20 protein-coding genes are annotated in these 23,054 nt (G+C 39.9%); 9 read left to right on the forward strand and 11 right to left on the reverse strand.

All coding sequences use genetic code 11. From position 1 onward, the window contains the following. The first annotated feature begins 181 nt into the window (after positions 1–181). Positions 182–616 carry a hypothetical protein gene (locus AC504W_RS12355; protein ID WP_494878639.1) on the forward strand — a complete coding sequence of 145 codons (435 nt, stop codon included), beginning with the start codon at positions 182–184 and terminating at the stop codon, positions 614–616. An 86-nt stretch (positions 617–702) separates the two neighbouring features. Here AC504W_RS12355 and AC504W_RS12360 read toward each other — a convergent pair whose 3' ends face one another. After that, on the reverse strand, positions 703–1,731 hold the full coding sequence (locus AC504W_RS12360; protein ID WP_494877956.1) for a M20/M25/M40 family metallo-hydrolase: 1,029 nt from the start codon (positions 1,729–1,731) through the stop codon (positions 703–705). Between the two features lie 196 nt (positions 1,732–1,927). On the opposite strand from AC504W_RS12360, the gene AC504W_RS12365 reads away from it, so the two are divergent. Beyond that, complete coding sequence (locus tag AC504W_RS12365; RefSeq protein WP_494877957.1) at positions 1,928–3,169, forward strand: urease accessory protein UreH domain-containing protein; 1,242 nt, start codon at positions 1,928–1,930, stop codon at positions 3,167–3,169. Next, positions 3,166–3,765, forward strand: coding sequence for a hypothetical protein (locus AC504W_RS12370; protein ID WP_494877958.1), 600 nt, complete (start codon positions 3,166–3,168; stop codon positions 3,763–3,765). Before AC504W_RS12365 ends, AC504W_RS12370 begins: the two co-directional genes overlap by 4 nt. Positions 3,766–3,916: 151 nt before the next feature. On the opposite strand, the gene galE is transcribed toward AC504W_RS12370, so the two are convergent. Next, positions 3,917–4,915 (reverse strand): UDP-glucose 4-epimerase GalE, encoded by a 999-nt coding sequence (galE, locus tag AC504W_RS12375; RefSeq protein WP_494877959.1) that lies wholly within the window; start codon positions 4,913–4,915, stop codon positions 3,917–3,919. Positions 4,916–5,257: 342 nt separating this feature from the next. Here galE and fraI point away from each other — a divergent pair, with 342 nt between their 5' ends. Together fraI and AC504W_RS12385 are read left to right on the forward strand one after the other, a co-directional pair. Continuing rightward, a complete protein-coding gene (fraI, locus tag AC504W_RS12380; RefSeq protein ID WP_096576599.1) occupies positions 5,258–5,950 on the forward strand; it encodes a septal nanopore formation protein FraI in 693 nt (230 codons plus the stop codon). A 200-nt stretch (positions 5,951–6,150) separates the two neighbouring features. Beyond that, positions 6,151–7,902, forward strand: coding sequence for an ABC transporter ATP-binding protein (locus tag AC504W_RS12385; RefSeq protein ID WP_494877960.1), 1,752 nt, complete (start codon positions 6,151–6,153; stop codon positions 7,900–7,902). A 45-nt stretch (positions 7,903–7,947) separates the two neighbouring features. Here AC504W_RS12385 and AC504W_RS12390 read toward each other — a convergent pair whose 3' ends face one another. The 6 genes from AC504W_RS12390 to AC504W_RS12415 form a co-directional block, all read right to left on the reverse strand. After that, positions 7,948–8,280, reverse strand: coding sequence for a type II toxin-antitoxin system RelE/ParE family toxin (locus AC504W_RS12390; RefSeq protein ID WP_096576603.1), 333 nt, complete (start codon positions 8,278–8,280; stop codon positions 7,948–7,950). Further along, positions 8,277–8,537: a ribbon-helix-helix domain-containing protein gene (locus AC504W_RS12395; protein ID WP_103126223.1), complete on the reverse strand. Its 261-nt coding sequence runs from the start codon at positions 8,535–8,537 to the stop codon at positions 8,277–8,279. The genes AC504W_RS12390 and AC504W_RS12395 overlap by 4 nt, the downstream gene beginning before the upstream one ends. A 93-nt stretch (positions 8,538–8,630) precedes the next feature. Beyond that, the gene (locus AC504W_RS12400) at positions 8,631–12,311 is read right to left on the reverse strand and encodes an nSTAND1 domain-containing NTPase (protein ID WP_494877961.1); all 3,681 of its coding nucleotides are present in this window, start codon (positions 12,309–12,311) and stop codon (positions 8,631–8,633) included. An 81-nt stretch (positions 12,312–12,392) separates the two neighbouring features. Further along, positions 12,393–13,562 (reverse strand): DUF1822 family protein, encoded by a 1,170-nt coding sequence (locus AC504W_RS12405; RefSeq protein WP_494877962.1) that lies wholly within the window; start codon positions 13,560–13,562, stop codon positions 12,393–12,395. Between the two features lie 3 nt (positions 13,563–13,565). Further along, entirely contained in the window at positions 13,566–13,730 is a 165-nt protein-coding gene (locus tag AC504W_RS12410) for a hypothetical protein (RefSeq protein ID WP_222838805.1), read from the reverse strand. Between the two features lie 91 nt (positions 13,731–13,821). Next, on the reverse strand, positions 13,822–14,907 hold the full coding sequence (locus AC504W_RS12415) for a sigma-70 family RNA polymerase sigma factor (protein ID WP_494877963.1): 1,086 nt from the start codon (positions 14,905–14,907) through the stop codon (positions 13,822–13,824). Between the two features lie 240 nt (positions 14,908–15,147). Between AC504W_RS12415 and AC504W_RS12420 the strand changes: the two genes are divergently transcribed. Further along, positions 15,148–16,536: a hypothetical protein gene (locus AC504W_RS12420; protein ID WP_494879627.1), complete on the forward strand. Its 1,389-nt coding sequence runs from the start codon at positions 15,148–15,150 to the stop codon at positions 16,534–16,536. A gap of 63 nt (positions 16,537–16,599) precedes the next feature. Here AC504W_RS12420 and AC504W_RS12425 read toward each other — a convergent pair whose 3' ends face one another. Next, positions 16,600–18,546 carry a M48 family metallopeptidase gene (locus AC504W_RS12425; RefSeq protein WP_494877966.1) on the reverse strand — a complete coding sequence of 649 codons (1,947 nt, stop codon included), beginning with the start codon at positions 18,544–18,546 and terminating at the stop codon, positions 16,600–16,602. A gap of 334 nt (positions 18,547–18,880) precedes the next feature. On the opposite strand from AC504W_RS12425, the gene AC504W_RS12430 reads away from it, so the two are divergent. Continuing rightward, positions 18,881–20,032, forward strand: a complete 1,152-nt coding sequence (locus tag AC504W_RS12430; protein ID WP_494877967.1) for a Card1-like endonuclease domain-containing protein — start codon at positions 18,881–18,883, stop codon at positions 20,030–20,032. 172 nt (positions 20,033–20,204) lie between these two features. Next, the gene (locus AC504W_RS12435) at positions 20,205–20,837 is read left to right on the forward strand and encodes a HupE/UreJ family protein (protein WP_494877969.1); all 633 of its coding nucleotides are present in this window, start codon (positions 20,205–20,207) and stop codon (positions 20,835–20,837) included. Positions 20,838–20,842: 5 nt separating this feature from the next. Here the strand turns inward: AC504W_RS12435 and AC504W_RS12440 are convergent, their stop codons facing one another. Next, entirely contained in the window at positions 20,843–21,517 is a 675-nt protein-coding gene (locus AC504W_RS12440; protein WP_494877971.1) for a sugar transferase, read from the reverse strand. A 456-nt stretch (positions 21,518–21,973) separates the two neighbouring features. Between AC504W_RS12440 and AC504W_RS12445 the strand changes: the two genes are divergently transcribed. Continuing rightward, complete coding sequence (locus AC504W_RS12445) at positions 21,974–22,291, forward strand: hypothetical protein (protein ID WP_494877973.1); 318 nt, start codon at positions 21,974–21,976, stop codon at positions 22,289–22,291. 80 nt (positions 22,292–22,371) lie between these two features. On the opposite strand, the gene surE is transcribed toward AC504W_RS12445, so the two are convergent. After that, on the reverse strand, positions 22,372–23,052 hold the full coding sequence (gene surE / locus AC504W_RS12450) for a 5'/3'-nucleotidase SurE (protein WP_494877974.1): 681 nt from the start codon (positions 23,050–23,052) through the stop codon (positions 22,372–22,374). Positions 23,053–23,054: the final 2 nt, after the last annotated feature.

The following is a 23,054-nucleotide window of genomic DNA, read 5'->3' on the forward strand; positions in this document are numbered from 1 at the left end:
TGTGGTCACGACAAAGTTGCTGTGGTCACGACAGGGTTTGCTGTGGTCACGACAAGGTTTGCTGTGGTCACGACAAGGTTTGCTGTGGTCACGACAAGGTTGCTGTGGTCACGACAAGGTTGCTGTGGTCACGACAAGGTTTTGCTTAACATACAGACTACAAACTTCATCTTGGTTAAGTATGCGTCGCAAAGTTATCTATGTTTTTATTCTGCTGTTTTCAATATTGATTGTGATACTGTGGTGGCCTGTACATGACACTCAATGCAACTCAGAAGCTTTTTTGAAATCAAACAGACAAAAACTGCAAGTACCCGCCTCTCAAGTTGTTGTGGAACCTTGGCGTGGCGAACATCATGTATACGGCATTTTTATGGTTCCTGATGAATATAAGGAAGCGCCATTTTTTGTGTTAACAGTTCTGGGTGGTAGTAGTTACTGTTCTAAACCCTTTGGTTACAGCCAAAACTATGATGATGTCTTTGCCGAACCAGGAACTCATTTAATTAGATATTATCTGAGAACTCGCCTCGCTTTGCGGCTAATTTTCCAAGGTTCTTATTTCCAACTCAACGACAAACAGAACTGGTTCTTGACTTACCCAAAAATTAGGTAGGGTCAAAAGAGGCAGGGGAGCAGGGAGCAGGGAGCAAGGGGAACAAGCCCTTCCCCTCTGCCTCTTCGGTGAGTAAAAATCTAACTTCAAAAAGATGTTTTAGTGGCTAAACTATCACTTTTCTGTAATAAAGCACTGGTAGTATTAACCACAATCTGCGCTGCACCTGCAAAAAACGATCGCTCAATTGTATTAGGCTGATCACTAGATTGATGATAATGGGGAGTTCGGAGATTAGCTGTATCCGTCACTAAAACTGCACCTACTCCTTGATACCAAAACGGTGCATGATCACTACGTAGAGTATCAGGTGTGAGTAATCCTTTCAAGGGAATAGGTACTGTCATAACCGCTGGTAAATTAGCTGGCTGTGGGTTTTGAAAAGCACTTAATAACGGTAAATGTTCTGTATCACCCACCACTGCTAAAAAGTCACCTTTATCGCTGGGTGGTGTCACAGGTAAACCCGGTGGATACTGTTGACAGCCAGGAGTGTAACAAGCATAACCAACCATATCCATGACAATCACACCGCTTAAATTCTCCAAGCGTTGAGCTTTAGCGGCGAAAGCCTTACTACCTAAAAGTCCTGCTTCTTCTTTGTCAAAAAAAGCTAACTGCAAAGTTCGTGGTGTGGGTTGTGAACCAAGTAATCTAGCAACTTCTAGCACAACCGCTACCCCAGTACCATTATCATCAGCCCCAGGAGAGGAAGCGACAGTATCGTAATGTGCGCCGACAAGAATTGTACCTGCTGTTTTATCAGTACCTAAACGTTCGGCAAAGATATTCACACCCTCAGCAAATTTTTCTAGCTGTGGTTTCCAGCCGAATTTTTTTAATTGGGTTGTGATATATGTACGAGTACGCGATCGCTCTGCTGTTGTGTAACGTTGAAAATTTAACTGCTGAATGTGGTTAAGCAAATTCTCAGCAGAAACCTGCGGCGTAATTTCTAGTGTTGGAGGCTGTGGTTGAGCTTGTTTTGCTGGTACTTTCTCCACAATTTCTGATGCAGGACGTGGTGGAAAAAAACTATTAAACGCAATACTTCTACTCCCAACTATGACCACTACCACCAGCGCCAACAGCATCAGCCAAATCCGTTTTTGCATACACTGAACCTTGCCTTCCAGACCTAGAGTAGCGCAAACCCAAAGTTTGACGAGTTGTCTTTTGACAGAGGCACAAATTTAACCTATTGTTCCATACAGGGAAAGTTCTGTGTCATTCATTATATTTGTGACTATCGTTGACTTTCTTGTTTTCCCTGCTGTTTATGCGTAATCCTGCCTTGTGCTTCCTAGGAATATGGTAGATTTGTTGCTGATAGCAATCCTAGGGTTTCTAGGCAGTTTTGGGCATTGCTTTGGGATGTGTGGCCCTTTGACAGTAGCGTTTTCGTTGTCTAGTAAGCAGAATGGACAAAAATCTGTCTCAGAAAATTCATCTACTTGGCAACAACAATTAAAATTTCACTTTTTGCTGAATCTCGGCAGAATGTTAAGCTATGCTCTGGTTGGCGCTGGCATTGGGGCTTTAGGTTCAGTATTGTTTGAAGGTGGGCAACTAGCAGGTATTGGCAGCGAATTTCGTCGCTTGATGGCGATGATTACCGGGATAATGCTGATTTGGTTTGGCTTAGGACAAATTAAACCAAATTGGTTGCCCCATATTCCTGTATTACACCCTTTATTAAAAAGTAATTTACACGATCGCCTGAGTACAGGCATGATTAAACTTTCCTACCAAACCAAATGGTGGACACCGATATTTTTAGGGATGACTTGGGGTTTAATGCCTTGTGGTTTCTTATATGCTGCTCAAATTAAAGCCGCAGAAACTAGTAACCTCTGGATGGGTGCAGCCACCATGTTAGCTTTTGGTTCAGGAACTTTACCCACCATGCTGGGGGTTGGTGTTTCGACTTCGTTAATTAGTAAAGATAGGCGCAGTCAATTATTTCGTTTAGGCGGTTGGGTGACACTGGTCATTGGCGCAATTACTCTATTGCGGACTGGTGACACAACGGTAGATTACACCGGACACGCTGCCCTATTTTGTCTCATGTTAGCGCTGATTGCCCGCCCAATTAGTAACCTGTGGGCTGCACCGATGCGTTACCGTCGGGCTTTAGGCGTGGGTGCTTTTGTGTTATCTGTCGTTCACACCACCCACATGATTGAACATTCTCTGCAATGGAATTTTGCCGCTTTTTGGTTTTTTCCCGCAGAATTTCGCTGGGGGATGGCTGCGGGTGCTGTAGCATTGATATTAATGACCCCTGCTGCTTTAACTAGTTGGGAATCATTGCAAAAATCTTGGGGTAAGCGGTGGCGACAGATTCATCTTTTAAGTGTGCCGGCTTTACTCTTAAGTACCTTTCATGCAGTGTTGATTGGTTCCCATTACTTAGGTTCCCTAGAATCAACTTGGGCGAATAAATTAGCAACATTGCTGTTAGGAATTGCCACTCTTGGTGTGTTGCTGTTGCGTTGGCTCAAAGCAGGTGGGCAAAGGGAGCAGGAGAGCAGAGGAACAGGGGGAGAATGAATTATTATCCAATCAAGAAAAAGTTAAATGTATTATTGCTGTTTTGTTTAGCGATCGCAATTACTACTATTCATCCTGTCTTAGCCCATAAAGTGCAAGTAGCCGCAGATGTCGGCGCAACTCTTCATCTCGAACCTAATGATAATCCTCGTGCTGGGGAACCGACACAAGCTTGGTTTGCTCTTACCCGTAAAGGTGGACAAACTATTCCTCTCGCCCAATGTAATTGCCGATTAGCAGTTTACGCCGAACCTCATACCCCCAGTGAGCCAGCCCTACTCGAACCATCCTTACAACCCGTAGCCGCTGAACGCTTTCAAGGTATTCCCGGAGCCGCAATTACTTTCCCAAAACCCGGCATTTATCAATTACAGCTAAATGGTAAACCCGCAAAAGGCGCAAGTTTCAAGCCTTTTAATCTCAAGTTTGAAGTCACCGTCGCGGCTGGTACTGCTAATCCCCAATCAGTACAGAATATCAACAGTAATGTAGCTCAAGAAACTAGTAGCACTTTACCAGTTTGGGCGATCGCCATTCCCGGTTTGGCACTTATGGGTATTTTCTTTGTTGTCTTGCAAAAGACAAGAAGAAGTTAGTTATTGAGGAAGGCAGGAGGTAGGACAATACGGTTCGGATAAAAAAATCACTCGTGGAGGTCAGCAGGGGTGCAGGGGTGCAAGGGAAATTGACAGTAACCGCTCCTCTGCCCCCCCGCTCCTGAAGCTCCCCTGCTGACTCCTGCCTTCTTCAACTGTGTCGCTTTTGATGCCACTGCCAAGCATGGCTCACAATATCTTGGATAGAGGGATATTGCGATCGCCAACCTAAAATTTTTCTCGCTTTTTCACTACTACCAATTAAAACAGGTGGATCACCAGGACGGCGATCGCATTCTTGAATGGGAATAGCTAACCCCGTCACCGACTCAGCCGCCGCAATCACTTCTCGCACAGAGAAGCCACTCCCATTACCTAAATTGAATACTTCGCTATCGCCACCCTTTAATAAATATTCCAGTCCCAAAACATGGGCATCGGCTAAATCATTAACATGAATATAATCACGAATACAAGTACCATCAGGTGTGGGGTAATCTGTCCCAAAAATCGAGATAGACTCCCGCTTACCTAAAGCTGTCAGCAATATCAAAGGAATTAAATGAGTTTCTGGGTTGTGGTCTTCGCCTAACAAACCATCAGGATTCGCCCCAGCCGCATTAAAGTAGCGAAACCGTACTGACTTTAATTGATAAGCGACATCAAAATCAGAGAGAATTTGCTCCACCATCAGCTTAGTAGCCCCATAGGGGTTAATTGGGTGTTGGGGATGGTTTTCGGGAATTGGGACGACTTCTGGGACTCCGTAGGTGGCGCAGGTGGAAGAAAAGACGAATTTATTAATTGACGCAGCCAACATTGCTTCTAATAAAGTCAAAGTGCCGACCACATTGTTGCGGTAATATTTTGCTGGGTCAGTCACCGACTCGCCTACGTAAGCGTAAGCAGAAAAGTGCATCACAGCCGCAAACTTACGGGTGTTAAATAATTCATCCAGTAAAGGGCGATCGCCTGTATCACCCACTACCAGTTCTACTTGTAAAATCTTTTCTACCAACTCTCGATGTCCGTAAACCAGGTTATCAAGTATTACCACCTCATAACCCGCTTGCTTGAGAGCAAGCACCGTATGAGAACCGATATATCCTGCTCCCCCTGTGACTAAAATGCTGGGCTTTTCAGGCGACATAGTTTTTCCCTCTGAGTTGAAAATTACTCAATTAATTATGGGTGTAGAGGTGTAGGGCTGTAAGGGTGTAAAGGAAAACAAAGACACAAACAAATCAAAACAGGTTATATTGCCCCTAAACCCTCACACCCCTACACCCCTATTTTCTTAACTCACCTGGAAAATTATAAATAATAGACGCAGTGTCAAAAAATTGCTCTAAAATCACTACGACGGTAGTCATTAGGTGTGAGGCTGGTAATATTTGCAGTCAAGTAAAAGTCCGATTACAATTTGACGGTCAAATACACATCTTGCTCCAAACCCTAGGCTGATCGCACTAGAAAATTTGAGAGTTAATCTATGTTCATATTGTTGAGCCGCGTACTGTTGTGGCTGCTTGTTGGCACTATCGTATATTCGTTGTTCCAGAGGTTCTATCCTCAAGGAACTTTTGCTGGGCGAGTAGTCCTAGTAATTATTTTGGTTGTCCTAGCTTTGTCGTTCGTTAACCCCAACGAACCAGCTGTGGCATCTTTGTGGAGGGTGATATCATTTCCCCTTAAGCCTTTGGGAGCATCAGTATTGATGATGATTTTTGCCGCCCAAAAAATTAAGGGTGGTGGGATAGATAAACCAGGAGGATATTTAATTGGTTGGGCGTTGACAATTTTGCTGTTGTCTAGTACACCAGCGATCGCTTATTTTTTGGTAAGAACACCAATTGCCGCAGTTGTTAATCCCACTGTAGCAAATCAGGAAATAGTCAGAAATTATTTGCCAGAAGGGGCGACTGGCTCGGAAGTTCTCGTAGCATTAGCACCAGGAACTACAACTAGTGATGTAAATAGTACACTAGGGCTAAAAGCGATCGCTTTCAACTCTTTCGATCTCCAAATTCCGCCTTACCTATTACAAAATCCACAGCAAATTCGCGAAAGAGGTTTGCGACTGGAAGACTTTGTACCCAGTGCGGAAACACTCCAACTTACCACCCAAGTTTGGGAAAGTTACCTCAACCAAGTTTACTTTTTCTTGCGTGGTCGCCAGTCCTAGGGTTAAAAAAGTAAAATTAACAAGGCCACAACGCTACGCCCTAGTGGCTGGCCTTATTTAAAAACCTGAATTCAGCATGGAGAATTCAGAAAATAATTTTCTCTACTGAATTCTGACCACACACTCCTGAATTCTTTGTAGATAAAATATAAACCTACGATCCGTTTGTTTTAGGATGATGGAGTTGCAAAATTGCTGTAATGGCAAAATCTCGACGACTAGCTAAACTCGGTGCTTACCTGCGTCCTCATTGGGTAGAGGCAACATTAGGCATTTTTGCTTTGTTGTCTGTCAATGGTTTGGGCGTTTATATTCCTTGGTTAATTCGTGGCTGTGTTGATAAACTTTCAACTCAATTTAGCTGGAACCAACTACTACATTATGTTGTAATCATCATTTTGTTGAGTTCGGCAATGTGGTTAATCCGCATGGCTTCTCGTATCTGGCTATTTGGCGTAGGACGACAGGTAGAATTTGACCTAAAACAACGGATTTTTGAACATTTACTCAAGTTAGAACCGGCTTATTTTGCTACAAACACCGCCGGGGATTTAATTAATCGCGCTACCAGCGATGTCGAAAATATCCGGCGCTTGTTGGGTTTCGCGGTGCTAAGTTTAGCCAATACTTTTTTTGCCTATACTTTGACACTGCCTGTAATGCTGACAATTAGCCCAGACATGACACTGTATTCTTTAGCAGTGTACCCCTTCATGTTTTTGTTGGTGCATTTGTTTAGCGATCGCCTACGCAAACAACAAGCCGCTGTCCAAGAAAGACTCTCTGATATTAGTGAACTGATTCAAGAAGATATTAGCGGCATTGCCTTAATTAAAATTTACGCTCAAGAAGAAAACGAGCGTCAAGCTTTTGCTAAAAAAAATCAGCAGCTATTAAAAGCTAACCTGCAATTGGCAAAAAGCCGGAATGTATTGTTTCCGTTAATTGGCGGTTTAGCTAATATCAGTTCTTTAATTATTATTTGGTTAGGTACAACGCGTATTTCTGGCGGAACTTTAGCCGTTGGTGATTTTTTGGCGCTGCTAATTTATGTAGAACGGCTGGTGTTTCCCACCGCTTTATTAGGTTTTACCATTACCACCTATCAACGCGGTGAAGTCAGTATTGATCGCTTAGAATCGATTTTCAGCGTCACACCCAAAATTCAAGATACAGGTGATGCTGTACATTTACCGCTGGCGGAAGTAAAAGGCGAAATTACCGCGAAAAATTTCAGCTTTACTTACCCAGAAATGGCGACAGCTGCCTTAGATCATCTCAATTTTACAATTGTCCCAGGAGAAACAGTAGCCATTGTTGGGGCAATTGGTTCAGGGAAATCTACTTTAGCCAACGCCTTACCTCGGTTGTTAGATATTGCGCCTGGACAATTATTTTTAGATGGGGTAGATATTACCAAAATCGTATTAGAAGATTTGCGAAGTGCGATCGCCTATGTTCCCCAAGATAGTTTTTTGTTCAGCACCACCATCAAAAATAATATTCGCTATGCTGACCCCGTACGCGAACAAGAAGATGTCGAATCTGTAGCTGTCATGTCTCAGATTCATTCGGAAATTATTAATTTTCCCCAACAATACGAAACTCTAGTTGGCGAACGCGGTATCACCTTATCTGGTGGACAACGACAACGCACCGCTTTAGCCAGAGCCATGTTAGTTGATGCACCAGTCTTAATTCTAGATGATGCTTTATCTAGCGTGGATAATCAAACAGCCACCAAAATCCTCAAAAATCTCTCTAGTGGAACTAGCCGCAAAACGGTCATTTTTATCACCCATCAACTATCTGCCGCCGCCGCCGCTGATAGAATTTTAGTCATGGATAAAGGTAAAATTGTCCAAACAGGCAATCATATAGAACTAGTGCAACAAGAAGGTCTGTATAGAACCTTGTGGAGTCAGCATCAAGTCGAAGAATTGTTGCGTTAGTCAAAATAATGAGAATTTAGCGTCAAAATGAAGTTTGATTTTGGGTTAAAGCTCTTCGTCTAATTCGCTTAGTACATCAGCTATATCTCTTGCTCCGTGAAATACTCGAAGAATTTCAACGGTGGTATCTTCAATCCGATAGAAAATCAAATAATCCTGAAAATCTTTGATGCGCCATTGTCGAATTTTACCTAAACTCGATACAACTAATTGCGTTACCTTTCCCATCCCAGGAGTCTTTTGCAACTGAACAAAGGTCATTTCGGCAGCATTTAAGAATTTAACTGCTACATCACTATTTCCATTGACCAATATATAATTTGCCAGAAGTCGCAAATCTTGCGTTGCTCGGTCTTTAATAATTAACCGATAGTTCATGTGTTGCTTGAGTTACCTATACTATTCTGTCCTAAAACAGTAGAACGCAAATTCTGCCAATATTCTGGTGTTACTTCCTGTCCTGGAGAATCAATCCCTTCTTTCAAAAGCGCTTCTAAGTTGGCTTGAGCTTTCTTTTTTTGGTCTTGCTTTAGCAAATTTAGAAAATATTCACCAATGCTACTGTAAGCACCTGCCATCACTTGTGCCTCTACATAAACACGCATTTCATCAGGTATATCAATATTAATATTCATTGGCTTTGAAGTATGACTACCCTGATTATTTTAACTGACCATCTTGCTTGAGGAGAGACATTTGCTCAGTTGATAGCAATTATTTTTGAATTCTTATTTAACTTGACACTCCTCCCAGCGCCGTTTTAAAAGATAAGCACTGGGCGGAAATGATAATTTAATGGTGAGGTTTTGTCCTTGCAACTCTCTACAAGTAGATTCATCCTCCCAATTACAGCGGTTTTCTGTATATTTGCGCCATAATTCTTCTATATCTTTAAGCGTTGCACAAGGCAAAAGTTTTTCTTCCCCTTCTGTCAGATAACCATCATTATTTACATCAGCTTTCGCACCTTGTTCGCGCATCAAAATTGCATAAGATGTTTTGAGTGCGCCTGTATATTGATTTTCAAACTTGGCAAAATTAGTTTCAACTAAATCACCAAATTTACCTTGTTGGAGTTCAGATTCTAAAGTAGAAAGTCTAGTTTTTTTAATGATTTCTGCTAAGAATTTTTCAGTTTTTTTTGATGCTTGTTGCAGTTGATTTTTTTGACTTAAAATATCAGCAAATTTTTGTGGGTCTTGGCTAATTTTTTCTTGTAAGTTAAGAGTGATGCGCCAAATTTGCCGATAGTCATCTAATGCTTGATTGATATCACCAGCTTTTTGATGTTGGTCTGCATTATTTAGCAGTGACGATAGACTATTAATTGTAGTTTTAGCAATATCTGGGGTAATAATATTAAATGAGCTATAGCGGATAAGTTGAGCCAACTGATTCTGCTGTTGTTGTTGCCAAGCAACTATACCAGAAGCAACAATTAATAATAATGTAATAGTACTGGTACTACCTAGCAAGAAACGATTTTTTCGCCGCGCTTGTTTACTAACTTGAATATATTCTTTCTCTTGGGGTGTGAGATAATCTTTGTATTTTTGATAGTATGCTTCTGCTTCAGTGAGTTGAGTTTTTTGCAGTAAAAAATCCGGGTGCTTTTTCTTTTGCTCCCATTCTTTGCGTTTCTTTTCTAGACGCTCTTGTTGATACAAGCGATCGCGGTTTTCATCCAGCCACCAACGCAAGCTTGACCAGTGGCGAATCAAAATTTCGTGAGCTACTTCTATAGTGACTTCACTTTTGATCAGTTCTAATTCTTGAGAAATCTGATCGGCCGTGCGACTTTGCCCAATATTTGTTTCATCTTCTGGTAAGTTCACGACAATTAGTTTAGCATCAATAAACTTTTGCAAAGTTTTTTCTACTAATACTGGAGGATATTTACTTTGTAATAACTGCGATTTTTTGATTTGTTTCTTAGTGTCTTCTGTTCCCTGTCCGAGACGAGTTAAAGAGAGAAAAATCCATTGCGCTATTTTCTGTTCTTCTGGCAATAAACTATCATAAATTGCTTGAGCTTTGAGTTCTAGCGCTATCTTAATCCCGCCTATTTTATCCCGATATGCAGAGACTGTTAATTCCCCAGTACTTTGGTTACGTTGTTCCCATAACTGCTCTAAAACAAATTGCAGTAATGGTAAATCTCCAGCCGATTGTTGTAAATCACTTAACAGTAATTCCACTAAACCTGACTCGACTTTTAATTCTACTTGCTGTGCTGGTTTTTCGATAATCTGCCGATAATTTTCTTCGCTCAGTCGGGGTGGAACTAAAACATGAGATGCTTGTAATTTTTGCGATAATCGAGGTAATTCTAGACAAGGTGAGATGAAGTCAGCGCGGAGAGTAATGATTAACTTAAAGCGGTCGGCTGCGTATTCTAAAGCTTCTAAAAGGATATCTAAAAAAAGTTGGCGATCGCCTGTAGCCGCCAGCGTAAAAATTTCTTCAAATTGGTCAATCACTAAAACCATCATTGGCTCAGTTCTGGTGCGTAACCAATGGACAAAACCTTCACCACCTAAATGTAATAATCCTTCGGTTTGTAATGGGTTTTCCTCCCCATCTGCCATAATTCTGGCTAATTCTTCCAGAGGTTTTTCCCCAGGACGTAAATATTTAATTAACCAAGTTTCACTGCCAGGAAGTTGTTTTCCTAGTCGCATTTGCGCCATTAATCCAGCTTGAACTACCGAAGATTTACCACTCCCAGAAGCACCAACTACTGCCAAAAAAGACTTATGATTAACTTCATTAATTATCCTTTGTGTGAGCGCTTCTTGACCGTAAAAATATCGTGCATCTTTTTCACTAAAAGCTCTTAATCCCATATAGGGACAAATCCCTAAATCAACGCGTTGGGATTTTTTTTGTAAAGTAGCAGGTAAAACTTCAATTACTCCTTGCATTCCGCCTAACCAATAATTTCGCCAAATTTGGCTTTCTGCAAGTTCGCGCTGTACACCCATAATCCAGCCAGCAACCGATAAACCTGTTTGCACGTTGGCTGTTTGCAAAGTTGTGAACAAAGCTGTGGCAAATTCTTCGTCATTTTCAGCAGTCGCCGCACCAATAACTAGACATTGACTAAATTCTGATTCTTGTTGCAAATCTTCTAGCCAATTTTGGAGAGAAGCACTATTTGGTGTGTCTACAAGACAATCTAAAACCACAATTTGTTGAGCAATATTTGACTGACGCAGATTTTGGCGCAACCAATCACGACTGATTTTTATTTCATCACTTATTACTAAAAGAGCTTCACCTGTGTTTGTTTCTGTAATTCGTCCCCGCAGGTAAAGTAGAGATGTGGTATCTTCTAAACGTTCCTCAGATTCCTGATTTAGTAAGCAATTTTGAATCGCTTGGCGGACATCTGGTAAATCTCTCACCTGGGGATGCCAATATTTCAAGTCAAAGCCACCCGCACCAGCCAACATTTTACTAATCTCAGGAATTATTTCCCCATCTAATAGTCCATCTACTATTAAAGCTTGCCGGAGCGATCGCATCTCAAGTTCTGTAGCTTTATACCCAAGAACTAATTCCCCCACTGCTTCTACAATCAATTTGGGAGTTTGCTGTGGTTGTTCTTTTTTTAAACCATCAGTTTCACCACGGCTACGTTTTTGTTGATTAATTAACCGCAGTCCTTGGTTGAGTTTATCAATATACTGAAGGGTATTGTGATAAATATATTTATAAAGTAACTTAACTTCAATTTCTCCTCTAGAATCAGCCGCTTCACCTAATAATCCACGAATCAAAAAATAGGTAAATACTCCATGACCCAAATCAGGAAATTCCCAAGATAACTGCTCTTTATCACAGGAAAGTAAGGCATAAAATCCTTGATTATAGCCTGTCTGTTTTTTCTGAACTGCCACTTTTTGCAACTGTTCTAACATCTGCGGAGTTGGTGAATTTCTTAGGGTAAAACTGCCACTATGACAAGCATCTAACACAACTATTTGTTGAGCAGCTTGACAATTACCTAACACTGTTAAAAGTTCTTGCATTGTCAACCCAGTGTTGAGTAAATCGTCTATTTGAGTATGGGTTAAACACAACACCGCCTGCTGACTTTCCGACTCCAGCATTCCGTGTCCACAAAAGTAGAATAAAATTGTATCTTGGGGGTTAGCAGATTTAACGATTTGCTGGAAACTAGTGCGAATTTTTGCTAGTGATGGTGTTTCGGCAGAGTGAGAATGATACTCAATAATTTCTGTTTGGATAAATTTGTGATTTGCTTGTTTTAACGCCTGAGCGAATCCTTGACAGTCTGCAACTGCGTAACGCAGTGAACGAAGATTTTTATCTTGATATTCATTAATACCAATAAGTAGACACCAAAGTTTTTTTACATCTGTTTGGATAATGGCACGGGGCATATTTTAAAAGTTAAGTATAGATTGTCAAATTGTAGTGACTATTTTTTTAAACACAGAGGTACGCTGAGAGTTGATGGAGTTTTAAAATCTCAATATTTCTCGCTCATAATTTTCTGGTGTTGGTTCAATTTCCCAGACTAAACCTTCACCTGTTTCCAGTTCTAATTCAATTGCTAACTTTTCTGTCGGTGCATCAGCAACGCACTCATTATCTGGAAATGGTTGTAAATCTTCAGTTAACAAGCGCAATTTAAATCCGCTGGGAATTAAACCTTGTAAAGATAAATTATGTAATTCTATACACCAAATTGTGGCTGTGGTATCTCCTAGAGATTTGACTTGTAACTCATAATTTTTACCAGCAATTATCAGATGACGCGACAAAATAATAGGCTCATTATTTGGTGAGAATCCTCTACTATTAAAATTGGTTTCAAAATCTAAATAACCCCAGCCAATTTGCTGTGCTAAATCAGAAATTCCAGTTTTGACCCATTGGATAATTGACCACTGTTCGGGAATTCCCAAGCGTAGTTCATATAACTTATGTCTCCAACCACCATGTTCTAGTAAGGCTCCCCATAAGCTAAAAGGAACTGCCAATCTAGGAAAGGCTAATGTAGGATTACCTAATCTTTCTAGTAAATTATTTGCTTGGGCTAGTGGTATGTTAGGGAGAAGTTGAAGTTCATTTTTAGTTGCAGTATCAGGACAAAGTTGACGCGTTATCCACAGCATATTTAAGTCGTGGATGAGGTCTTCGTTGTCTAAAGAATAAGTGCGATCGCCTGGGTTATAATTACCTTGTTGTTTGAGTTGCAGATGGGTTGTGTATCCCCACACTTTTATCCATCCATCTTCTGTATTCACTTGCACTGCTAAATAATAATCACCAGCCCAGCTAGGAATATCAACCCATTCTTGCGGAACGCGAATTTCATTAACATCAATTGCTAAACTGGGGATTAATACTAGCCGAGTTTGATTAATAGTAATGGCTGTACCATTTACCACTTCCCAAAAGCTATTAAGGGTGGCAATATTTGGTGCAGGCTTGGCTATGATTCCCCATATTTCTTCTAGCCAAGGTAAAATAGTTAACAAGCAAAGTCTATTTAAATAAGCTTGTAATTGAGTGCTGGGTGTGGAAAAATTTTGACTTTGCTGCCAAACTGCATCTTGTGTGGTTTCAGAAATCTCTACACATGGATCGAGGGCAGTTGATATAGGTAGAGAATTAAGATAGTTCATGATTTAATATCTGTTCAACTGTGTCAATTGATATTCCTTGTATTTGCTAATTTCATTTACTCCTTCATGAATAGCTGCGAGGAATTCAATCTCTTGAATTATGTGGTGAATTGAGACATCTGGCGGCAGACGTTTGATTAGTTCAATCACTTTTTGTTGGTCACTCATAAAACAATATCTGGTGAAAGTTACAAACCACAGGAAGAATTTGTGCGAACGGTGAACGCAGAGAACAGGATTTTTATCAATGATGGCGCTGCTATACTTCATTGGTATTTTTGTAGTATTGTTCCAGCCATTCATCAATTAATCCATTCATGTTATTAATTACGTTTGGTGTCAGAGAAATATTCTGGGTGGTTTGCGACCATTGAGCTAATGTGATGAGGGATTCGGATTTGAATTTCTGGAGTCGGCGGACAATAGTCGGTTGAGATATCCCTAACTTTACAGATATTTCTTTTTGGGTAAGTCCTTCACCGTAATACATTTTCAGTAGGGCTTGTTGCTGTGCGTCAAGATTGGTGATGGTATTGCTTAACAGCGAATTTATCTGTTTCCATAAGGATTTGCGGATTTGCGCTTCTTCCTCATCTAGTAGCTTTGTGAAGGGGGTGGCATCGCTACTGGGTAAGATATCTTGTAATGTATTGTCTTCGTTGAATAGAGTCGCATCTAAAGAAGCAGTCGGTGGAGCCATATAAGCTCGAATGGCTTTAATACAAGCTTCTAGCCACTTTTTGATAGTTTTAGCATCTGATGGTGGTAACTGTGCAATTCGTTCTTGATTGTAAAGTTGGGCGATCGCTTCCCATACACTTGCATCAGGGGCGGTAAGCTGGCGGTTCCCTTTGGGTTTTTTGGGCGCATAAATCACCTTGAAGCATTCCCAAGCAAAAATGTAAGGTGCAATTTCTGTGGTGGATAACCCACGCTTTGCTAAAGCTTGATGAATTAGTTTTTGACTACTGTGCAGCAACAAAGACCAATCGCTTCTAATACTTGCTTCCTCTAGCCCTTCTTTGAGTAACCCATCTTTGATGAGATTGCAAAATGCTGTGTAAGCAAAAGCTTCTAAATTGGTTTGTCGCAGGGGGTCAAATCCTGTGAAAACTTTATCAATATAAGCGATCGCTATCTGAAAATAGTCCGCTAAAGTATACTGTGGCAACGTAAATTTCGGTTTGACTTTAGCTGCGGCTTTGTAACCAACTTCTTGCAAGTATGCAAACAAATGACCCCTCGCCATACTTGTTGGTTGATTTTGCCAAACTTTGTGCCAGTATAACGCCCAATCAGATCGGGAACGTTCTGCTGAAGGGGACTGATTTAAGTAATTACTCATATTGCGATAGAGCGTGCTATCCGTGACCCATTTTATGGAACCGCCTGACGAAAATTGCAGAAAGCTGGAAAAAATCTCAACAATTTCTTGACGAGGGTGCATGAAGTGACGTGTTTAACTCTATTTTTATGATTTACAAATTATCTTTACATAATATTCAAGAATGGTGGTGCAATACCTACGAATATTTTCAGAATTCTCCCAGTATATGTACATAGTTAAAGTTTTCTGGAGTCAGTGATGATCAGCCGAAAGTTAAAACAGCAACACAGAAGATTAATGTATGCGATCGCTACTTTGATGATTCCTCTGTATACTGTGGCAGCAACAACAGATAGTTATGCTAATGTCCCAGAAAAGGGAGAAATTTACCAAATTTTAGGCAATCATGAACTGTCAATTCGACGCGGTTCTAATTATGGCCCGGCAGTGGTTGGTACTTTTCTACAAAAGGTATATGATACTTTATTCCTTCCTGGTAATGGTAAATCCTTCGCCCAATTACGCTTTCAAGATGTGACTGGCAAGGATATGGGACTACAATTACAAGCTAGTACTAAAAATAAACAATTAACACTTTATTACTTACCTTGTACAGCTAAATCTGGAGATTCATTACTAATTGAATGGGCAAATCAAGGTACTGGGAAACGCGCCTGTGAATATGGTATTCGTATACAGCGAGGTGTGCGTAATCAAACAAAATCTATAGATAAAAATTTATCCAATTTTGAGCCAGCTAAACAACTATTCATAGCCCAAAGTTCTGGAACTAAATTGCAATATTGTAGTGTGCTTGCTGCTAATGGTCGTGGTTGGAGTGGGGTTTCAGCCAATGAGCCTTGTGAAGAACCAATGCAACAATGCCAGACGAGTGGTGGTAAGGAATGTGCAGCGATTACAAGAGATGAATGGAGTGTAAGAAATGAAAATTTAACCGCCATTATCAAGTGTACAAACAATCAATCATTCACTGATAAAGGTAGTGGTTCCACAATCAAAGATGTGATAGCTAAACTTTGGGAACAATCTCAAACCCAAAAAGCTAAATTTTGTGCGCTTCATGTTCTCAATTCTGATATAGAAGAAGTAGTTATTGCCCCTGAAAGTAAAGATAAAAACTTATTCCAAACTCGCAATACTCCTAACGGTATTCAAGTAGATGTAATAGCGGGAATCGCAAGTGTTCTTTCAGCTAAAAATCCTCAAGGAGTCAATCTCAATCCTGGACAAAGATATAACTATAATGGAGAAAATCAAGAAGATAAAACTGAAAAATTCGATAATCAAATTGAATCAATTGAATTACAAGTTTATCAAGCCACATCAAAGGGTTTAAAACTTTGCGACCAAGAACAAGTAAGTGGTGGTCAACAAGGTGATAGTCGAGAAATTCAACTCACAGCTAATGAAGGTCAAATTAATATCAGTTATGAAATGTATCAAGTTCCCGATAGATTAAAAGTCACCTATGAAGGGCAAACGCTCATAGATACAGATTTTGTTTCAGGTAGTAATAAAATATCTGCCAAGTTTAAAGGTAATTCTGGGCGAGTTAAGGTAGAAGTAATCGGAAATAAGGATATATCAAGTACTCAGTGGAAATATACGCTTTATTGTCCCCAATAAAATAGTCACTATATAAAAACCCGCGTATGCGGGTTTAGTTGTTTTTTCAAAAGTGGATTCATTCTAGAAAGGGATACGGAAAATTCGCCCACCACCAGTACTTTCTTTAATTACTAAAGTGAGATTTTGTGAACCTTGACTATTCCAAGATTGCCCTAATACTTGTACCTCACCTTTGATATTTCCCCCGGCTGGAACTTGCGCCTGGGCTGATGAAAAGCGCGTTTTTAATTTTTTGCCACTTTCAGTTATCACTTCAGCATATAAAGGTATAAATGCAAAGGCGCGATCGCTACGATTTTCGACAATAAAATTGATAGTGAAGTTTCGATCACTTTCCACCTTACCGCCATCTATCCGAATCTCTATATTATCTCTGGTTAGTCCGGCGGCGATCGCCACAGTTCCGCGTGTTGGTTTAGTTATACTATTTGGCTTACCTTTTGGCGGTTTTTTCGCTGGCTGAGATGCGGCTGGTTTACTATCTTGACTCGGAGCTATCCCTTGGATTAAATTCTGAATTTCTTGGTGTTTCTTCACTCCTTCAAAGGCATAACGATTATAATTATTACTCTTGATTAAACCTTCTAAATATGCCACCCGTTCCGCTGGAGCCGGGTGAGTTGATTGCCAAGAAGTTTGCTCTTTACCACCAGATTTGACATTAAGTGTTGCCATTAAATTACGCAAGCCGTCCGCAGCATAACCAGCCTTATTTAATACTCGCGTCCCTAAAATATCAGCTTGGCGTTCGTTCTCGCGGCTATATTCTTTACCCACCATTTCTTGGAACATATTAGAAATGGGAATTACATTGCTTAAACCGCTAATAAACTGACTTTGGGCAACACGTTGAAAGCCATGAGAAAGCACTGCATGAGAAATTTCATGACTCAACAAGCCTGCTAACTCTGCTTCCGAATTAGTTCCTAAAATTGCCCCCACATTTACAAATACTTTCCCTCCAGGTAAGGCAAAAGCATTAATCGCACTATCTTGAATCACATAGTACTCATAGTCAAACTTGCGCCCCATTAAAGGCTCTAGTCTACCACCAATTCCTCGCACATAATTAAGAACTTGAGGGTCTTCTAATAACTTACCTTCTTGTTGATATTGCTTAACTAATTTATCAGCAACTTCTTTACCAAAAGCAGATTCTCCTTGCAAAAGCATAGATATCGTTTCAAAACCGGAAACTCCCGATTGCCAATCTTTTGTACTAAATGCTTTTACACCACTTACTACTGCACTAAAAATACCTTGGAATCGTAAATCATCATTCAGCTTGGAGTGATGACGTTGAAGATTTTTCTCAGCTAGTTTTTCAAACTCTGGAGCTTCGGGATAATCGACATAAATTGTGGCAAATTGTCGTGCTGCAATGGAAGCTTCTAAAAACCGTTGTTCTTTTGCCAAAGCTGTAATTTTCGCTTTGAGCAATTCCGGGTCATCAGGATATAATTCTACTGCTCTTTCTAAAACTTCCAAAGCATTTTTTGGCTGTCCATCTTTAGCATTACTTTTACAAGCTTCAGGTTTTTTATCACAAGCTTCAGCTAACAGTAAATGACCCTTGATAAACTCAGGATAATTACTCAGTAACAGTTGCAGAGGCAGAAAAATCTTGCTATCTAAATTTTGTTGTAAACCTTCGTTAGCATTACGCCAGTATACTTGACCATCACCCGGTAGTTGCTCAACTTCATAAATAGCTGTGCGTCTCCTCTCAGTGGCTGCAAACTCAGGCTTCACTTTGCGGTAGAGATTTTCTGCTGCTTGTAATTGTCCTTTTTGGTAGAGTTCATCAGCTTCTGCTAAGGTTTGAAAACGGCTAATAGCTGGAGAATTTTGCGCCAGCTTGACTTTTGTATTTTGCAGTTGGCGATGTGCAGTTGTTCTTGACTCAGCATCAACCTTGAGATGGCTTCCTAATAATAAGGTGCCAGTTGTCATACCTACAATCAAGCTCAATTTTACAGCTTGAGCAAGTTCAAATACTCTACTCATAGAATTTGCCTTTAATTCATCTGAATAAAATTACTGCGTGATTTTACTGTTTATTCGTTACATTACTTTATGAATTTCTGTCGGCACTAATTTTGCAACCTAGCCGAAACTTATGTATGCAGTAGTTTGGCAGATTGCAGGCTAGGGTAGGACTTGTTGCAGAGTAGTAGCTGTGAGGCTGCCATACCTAAATTTTATAACTTGTTGGCACTTTGCCATGAATAAAAATGGAGTACTGACAGTAGCTAGTTATATCAGGAAATGAAGATGGCATTCACCAGTTTTGCCAACTCAAAAATTGACAGTACTATCTACAAGTCTAGAGAGAGATATCATGGCATTACAATCTTTAAACTTTAGAAATAGCATCACTAAATTATCGTTCACACCTGGATTATTAGCGGGAGCAATTACACTGTGCTGTGGTGTCACAGCATCACTGTTATTACCTGCTAGTGGAATTAGAGCAGCTTTAGTCGGTAGCACTGTAGGAGCAGCAGGAGTAACAATTCTGAGAAAGCGACAGGAGCAGGATGTTAAGCAGATAGTTGAAACTCACTTGGAGTCGTATTTAGGAGTAATTAATGGGGAAGTTATCACATTAAAAAATCAATTTCAGCAACTGCAAGGTCAAGTCAAAGCTCCTGCTAAAATTCAAATTAGTCAACCTAAAATTAAGCCTCAACCTGTAATTAAGGCAAAAATTAGCTCTCAATCTAGTTCTCAGTCTAGTCATGCAGATAATACACAATCAACAAATGTAGCAGATTTGATTGCTTGGTTGAATACTCGCAATGTGAAAGTAGAATCTGCTCATGAATTTTTACCAATAGATGACATATTTGATAATTTAGCAGTGATTTTAGGCGAAAACTATACGATTTTAGAGCCTTTGCATTATCAAATAATTAAAAGTTTACAAACTGGGAGGAAATTCAGTTTCAACTTAGCTAACAGTAGTCAAAAATCAGTTAGTCTATGCACTCAGTTTTGCCAAAATTTACATAATCAATCATTATTAGACTCTTATTACTACGACAAAAAGCAAAAAGTTATCCATGCTGCACCACAAATAGGCAAAGCGGAGATCACACAGTTTTTAAATGGAGGATGGTTTGAGCGATTTGTTTACAAAAAAGTAGCCAATTTACTGGCAGCGCAAGGTTTACAATATCAATATTTGAGAAATCCTCAGATTGTTTTCCAAAATGGAGATAAGTTTGAATTAGATTTGCTGTTCCTTGTGAATAATGAACTCATTTGGATAGAGTGCAAATCAGGTCAACAGTCAAGTAGTGCTTTAAAAAGTTACTGCGAACGTCGAAGAACACTAGCTGTTCCGAAAGAAAAGGCATTTTTGGTCGGCTTGAAGTTGTCTGATGTTCAAACAGCAAGCTGGACAGAACTTTGGGAGATTACTGTAACAAATAGTAATGATTTTCTCAAGCGCATCCGAAGTGCTGTCGGATGCTCAACGGATTCATAAAAAATCAGTGTGATCTGACATAGAGCAAACATCCCTCTCTTAACATCCTGGTTAGGAGAGGGTTAGGTCAAAAAATATTTGTCAAACTTACGTAAAATCAGGTAAAGATCGCGTTAGTTTTTTTGGGTACTTGGGCAGTATAAGATACCGAAAAACTAATGGGTTATATTTTATGTTCCAAGATAAATTACTCCAACGTTATGTTGGTGCGATCGCTGCTTTAGTTATCATTAGTTTGTTGAGTTCATGGACTGGACTATCATCTCTCCATGAAATCTCTAACTCCTGGGATGGCTTTTTGTGGGGAATGGCAGATCCGGTATTGGCCTTTGATAAGTTAGTCAGTATATTGGCAATTGGTTGGCTGGCTGTTGGGAAAACGCGTGGGAGATGGATAGCTACTGTGCTGATATCCGCCAACATTTTCGGCACACTCATTCATTTATTGCAGATCAACTTACCATTCACAGAAATAGCGATCGCGATTGTTAGTATTGCTTTTGGTTTGGTGCTAATTATATCCAAGCAGCCTAATTTATTGACACTGCTGATACTAACAGCGATCGCTGGTTTATTTCAAGGTTATTTTAATAGTGAATCAATTATTGGGGCAGGAATAATGCCCTCAGTTATGTATATTTTTGGTGCAGCTTTGACACAGTATGCAGTGTTAATGAGTGTCAGCCAAATTGCTGCTCAGGTTAGTCAAGCAGAATTACTCAATATTTTGCCAAAAAAAATCAGTTTAGTGGGCTTTGCTATTTGCGCTCTTGGCCTTGTCTCTCTAAAAACCTGGATCAACTAATTAATTTAAAACGCCCCAACTTTACCAAAGATGACGTAGAAGGTTTTGGTAATTAACAATAAATCGTACAATGGATGCCACTTTTCTTGGTAACGCAAGTCTAAGTCAACTATTTGTTCAAAATCTTTGACATGAGAACGTCCATGAACTTGCCATTCCCCTGTCAAACCAGGTTTGACATTGAGACGTTGCCAATGGCGTTGATTGTACTTGGCTACTTCATCAGCAGTAGGTGGACGTGTTCCCACCAAACTCATTTCACCTACAAGCACGTTCCAAAATTGTGGCAATTCGTCTAAACTGGTGCTACGTAAAAAACGCCCTACTTTTGTAACTCGGAAGTCATTTTTATTTTTAAAGATTAATCCGTCAGCTTCATTTTTGACGAGAGATTTGAGTTTTTCCGCATCGCTAACCATTGAACGAAATTTACGGAGCTTAAAAGGTCGTCCTTGAAGTCCATAACGTTCTTGAGTAAAGAAAATTGGGCCTCTACTATCGAGTTTAATGGCGATCGCTATCGGTATAAACACAACGCCCAAAATGATTAAACCCACTAAACTCCCTAAAATATCTAAACAACGTTTGAATTTAGAATCTACGGAATAGTGGGGTGTATCTAATTCCCAACCTCTGTCAATAGCAAGTTGACAAACGCTTTGTAATGGTGTTTGGTACATTGTCTAGCCAAAGGTAGATTAACCAGGGTAATTTTACCCAAATTTATTTCCGAATATAAACTTAGTATTCTGCTCTCAAGGGCTTTTTTACGGTATATTTACTTAATCTTCATCAAGATTACTAAATAAATGACAATTTGTAAAATTTATGTAAATTTTTTTTATATCTTTTTTGAAGAGTACTTAAGTATAAAAATTTTGTATAAAAAGATGACCGAATGTTAAAACTAGCTACTAATTGATTCGTTTAACTTTCTCGCTAAACTGAAGTATCTCAGAAAAATCTCTAAGTAGTAAAGGCTGCACATCCCTAGAAATGATTTGTTCAGACTAACTTCAGATAGCACCTCTTGTAGATTTGAGCAGATGTCATAAATTATGTACATCAGTATGAGTAAAAAATGACACCCAGGCTAGAAACAAGGATTAATATTTTTATGATGGGATGGTGGGAATATGATTTCAGGTGGAGTCGAAATTAAAGTTAGTCGTTTAGAATCTATTGTTGAACAAATTGGCGAAGCCGTACTAACTACTACTGAGACAATTGAAAGTCTCGCCGACAGATTAGATCATCTCAGTATGCAGGTTGAGGCACAAGGAAAGCAGCTACAGCAACAAGGCAATCAAATTTTTGCTTTGTGTGATACCTTGCAAAACTTAGCTCAATCTCAAGACTATACGGTGCAGAAACTAGCCCAACTTACACATACCCTAGACAAATTAACATCTTTGATGCAAAGGTTAGACGCAGAAGGAGCCAAAATTAAATAGTTATGAGTTACTGAAAATATTTAGAGTGTCAGATAAGCCTATTTTTTCTTGTTTTCCTGTTCTCTGGCTGATCGACAATTTCACACTCTTAATTGTGTAATGGCAATATTTCCTGAAAAACAAACATCCACATCACTACCAGGAGTGCGATCGCGTTTACCATATTCCCCTACATAATAAAAATCATTGCCATTCACGCGGTAATCAATAGGCAAGGCTTTGGTGCAAGGTTGACAAAATACCACTTTGGGATATGGCTCTCCTGGCTGCACATGTGGCAAATTCACATTCCAAAAGCATCCTGCTTCTAGAGGATGCTGAATTAAATCCGCTAATATCTCAGCCGTCAATTTTGCCGCTAGTTCCCAATCAAAATTTTGCTTGGCTTTACGATAGTGAGAAATAGCAATCCCCGGAATACCATTCATAGCAGCTTCTCGCACAGCTGCTACAGTCCCAGAAATATAAACATCAACGCCAAGATTACCACCAGCATTGATGCCAGATAAGACAAACTGGGCATCTTGACAAATTTGCGATATTGCAATTCTCACACAATCAGCAGGAGTACCAGCAATCGCATATTCCTTCTCAGAACGCTGTTGAATATTAATAGAGCGAGTTGTAGTAACTTGATGTCCACAACCTGATTGATGATCTTTGGGCGCAGCAACAATCACATTTTCACTGTTAACAGCCCTCAGCAACGCTTTGATTCCAGGAGCATCAATACCATCATCGTTAGTCAAGATTATCGTCATTT

It is taken from the genome of Nostoc sp. C96, from assembly GCF_059384975.1.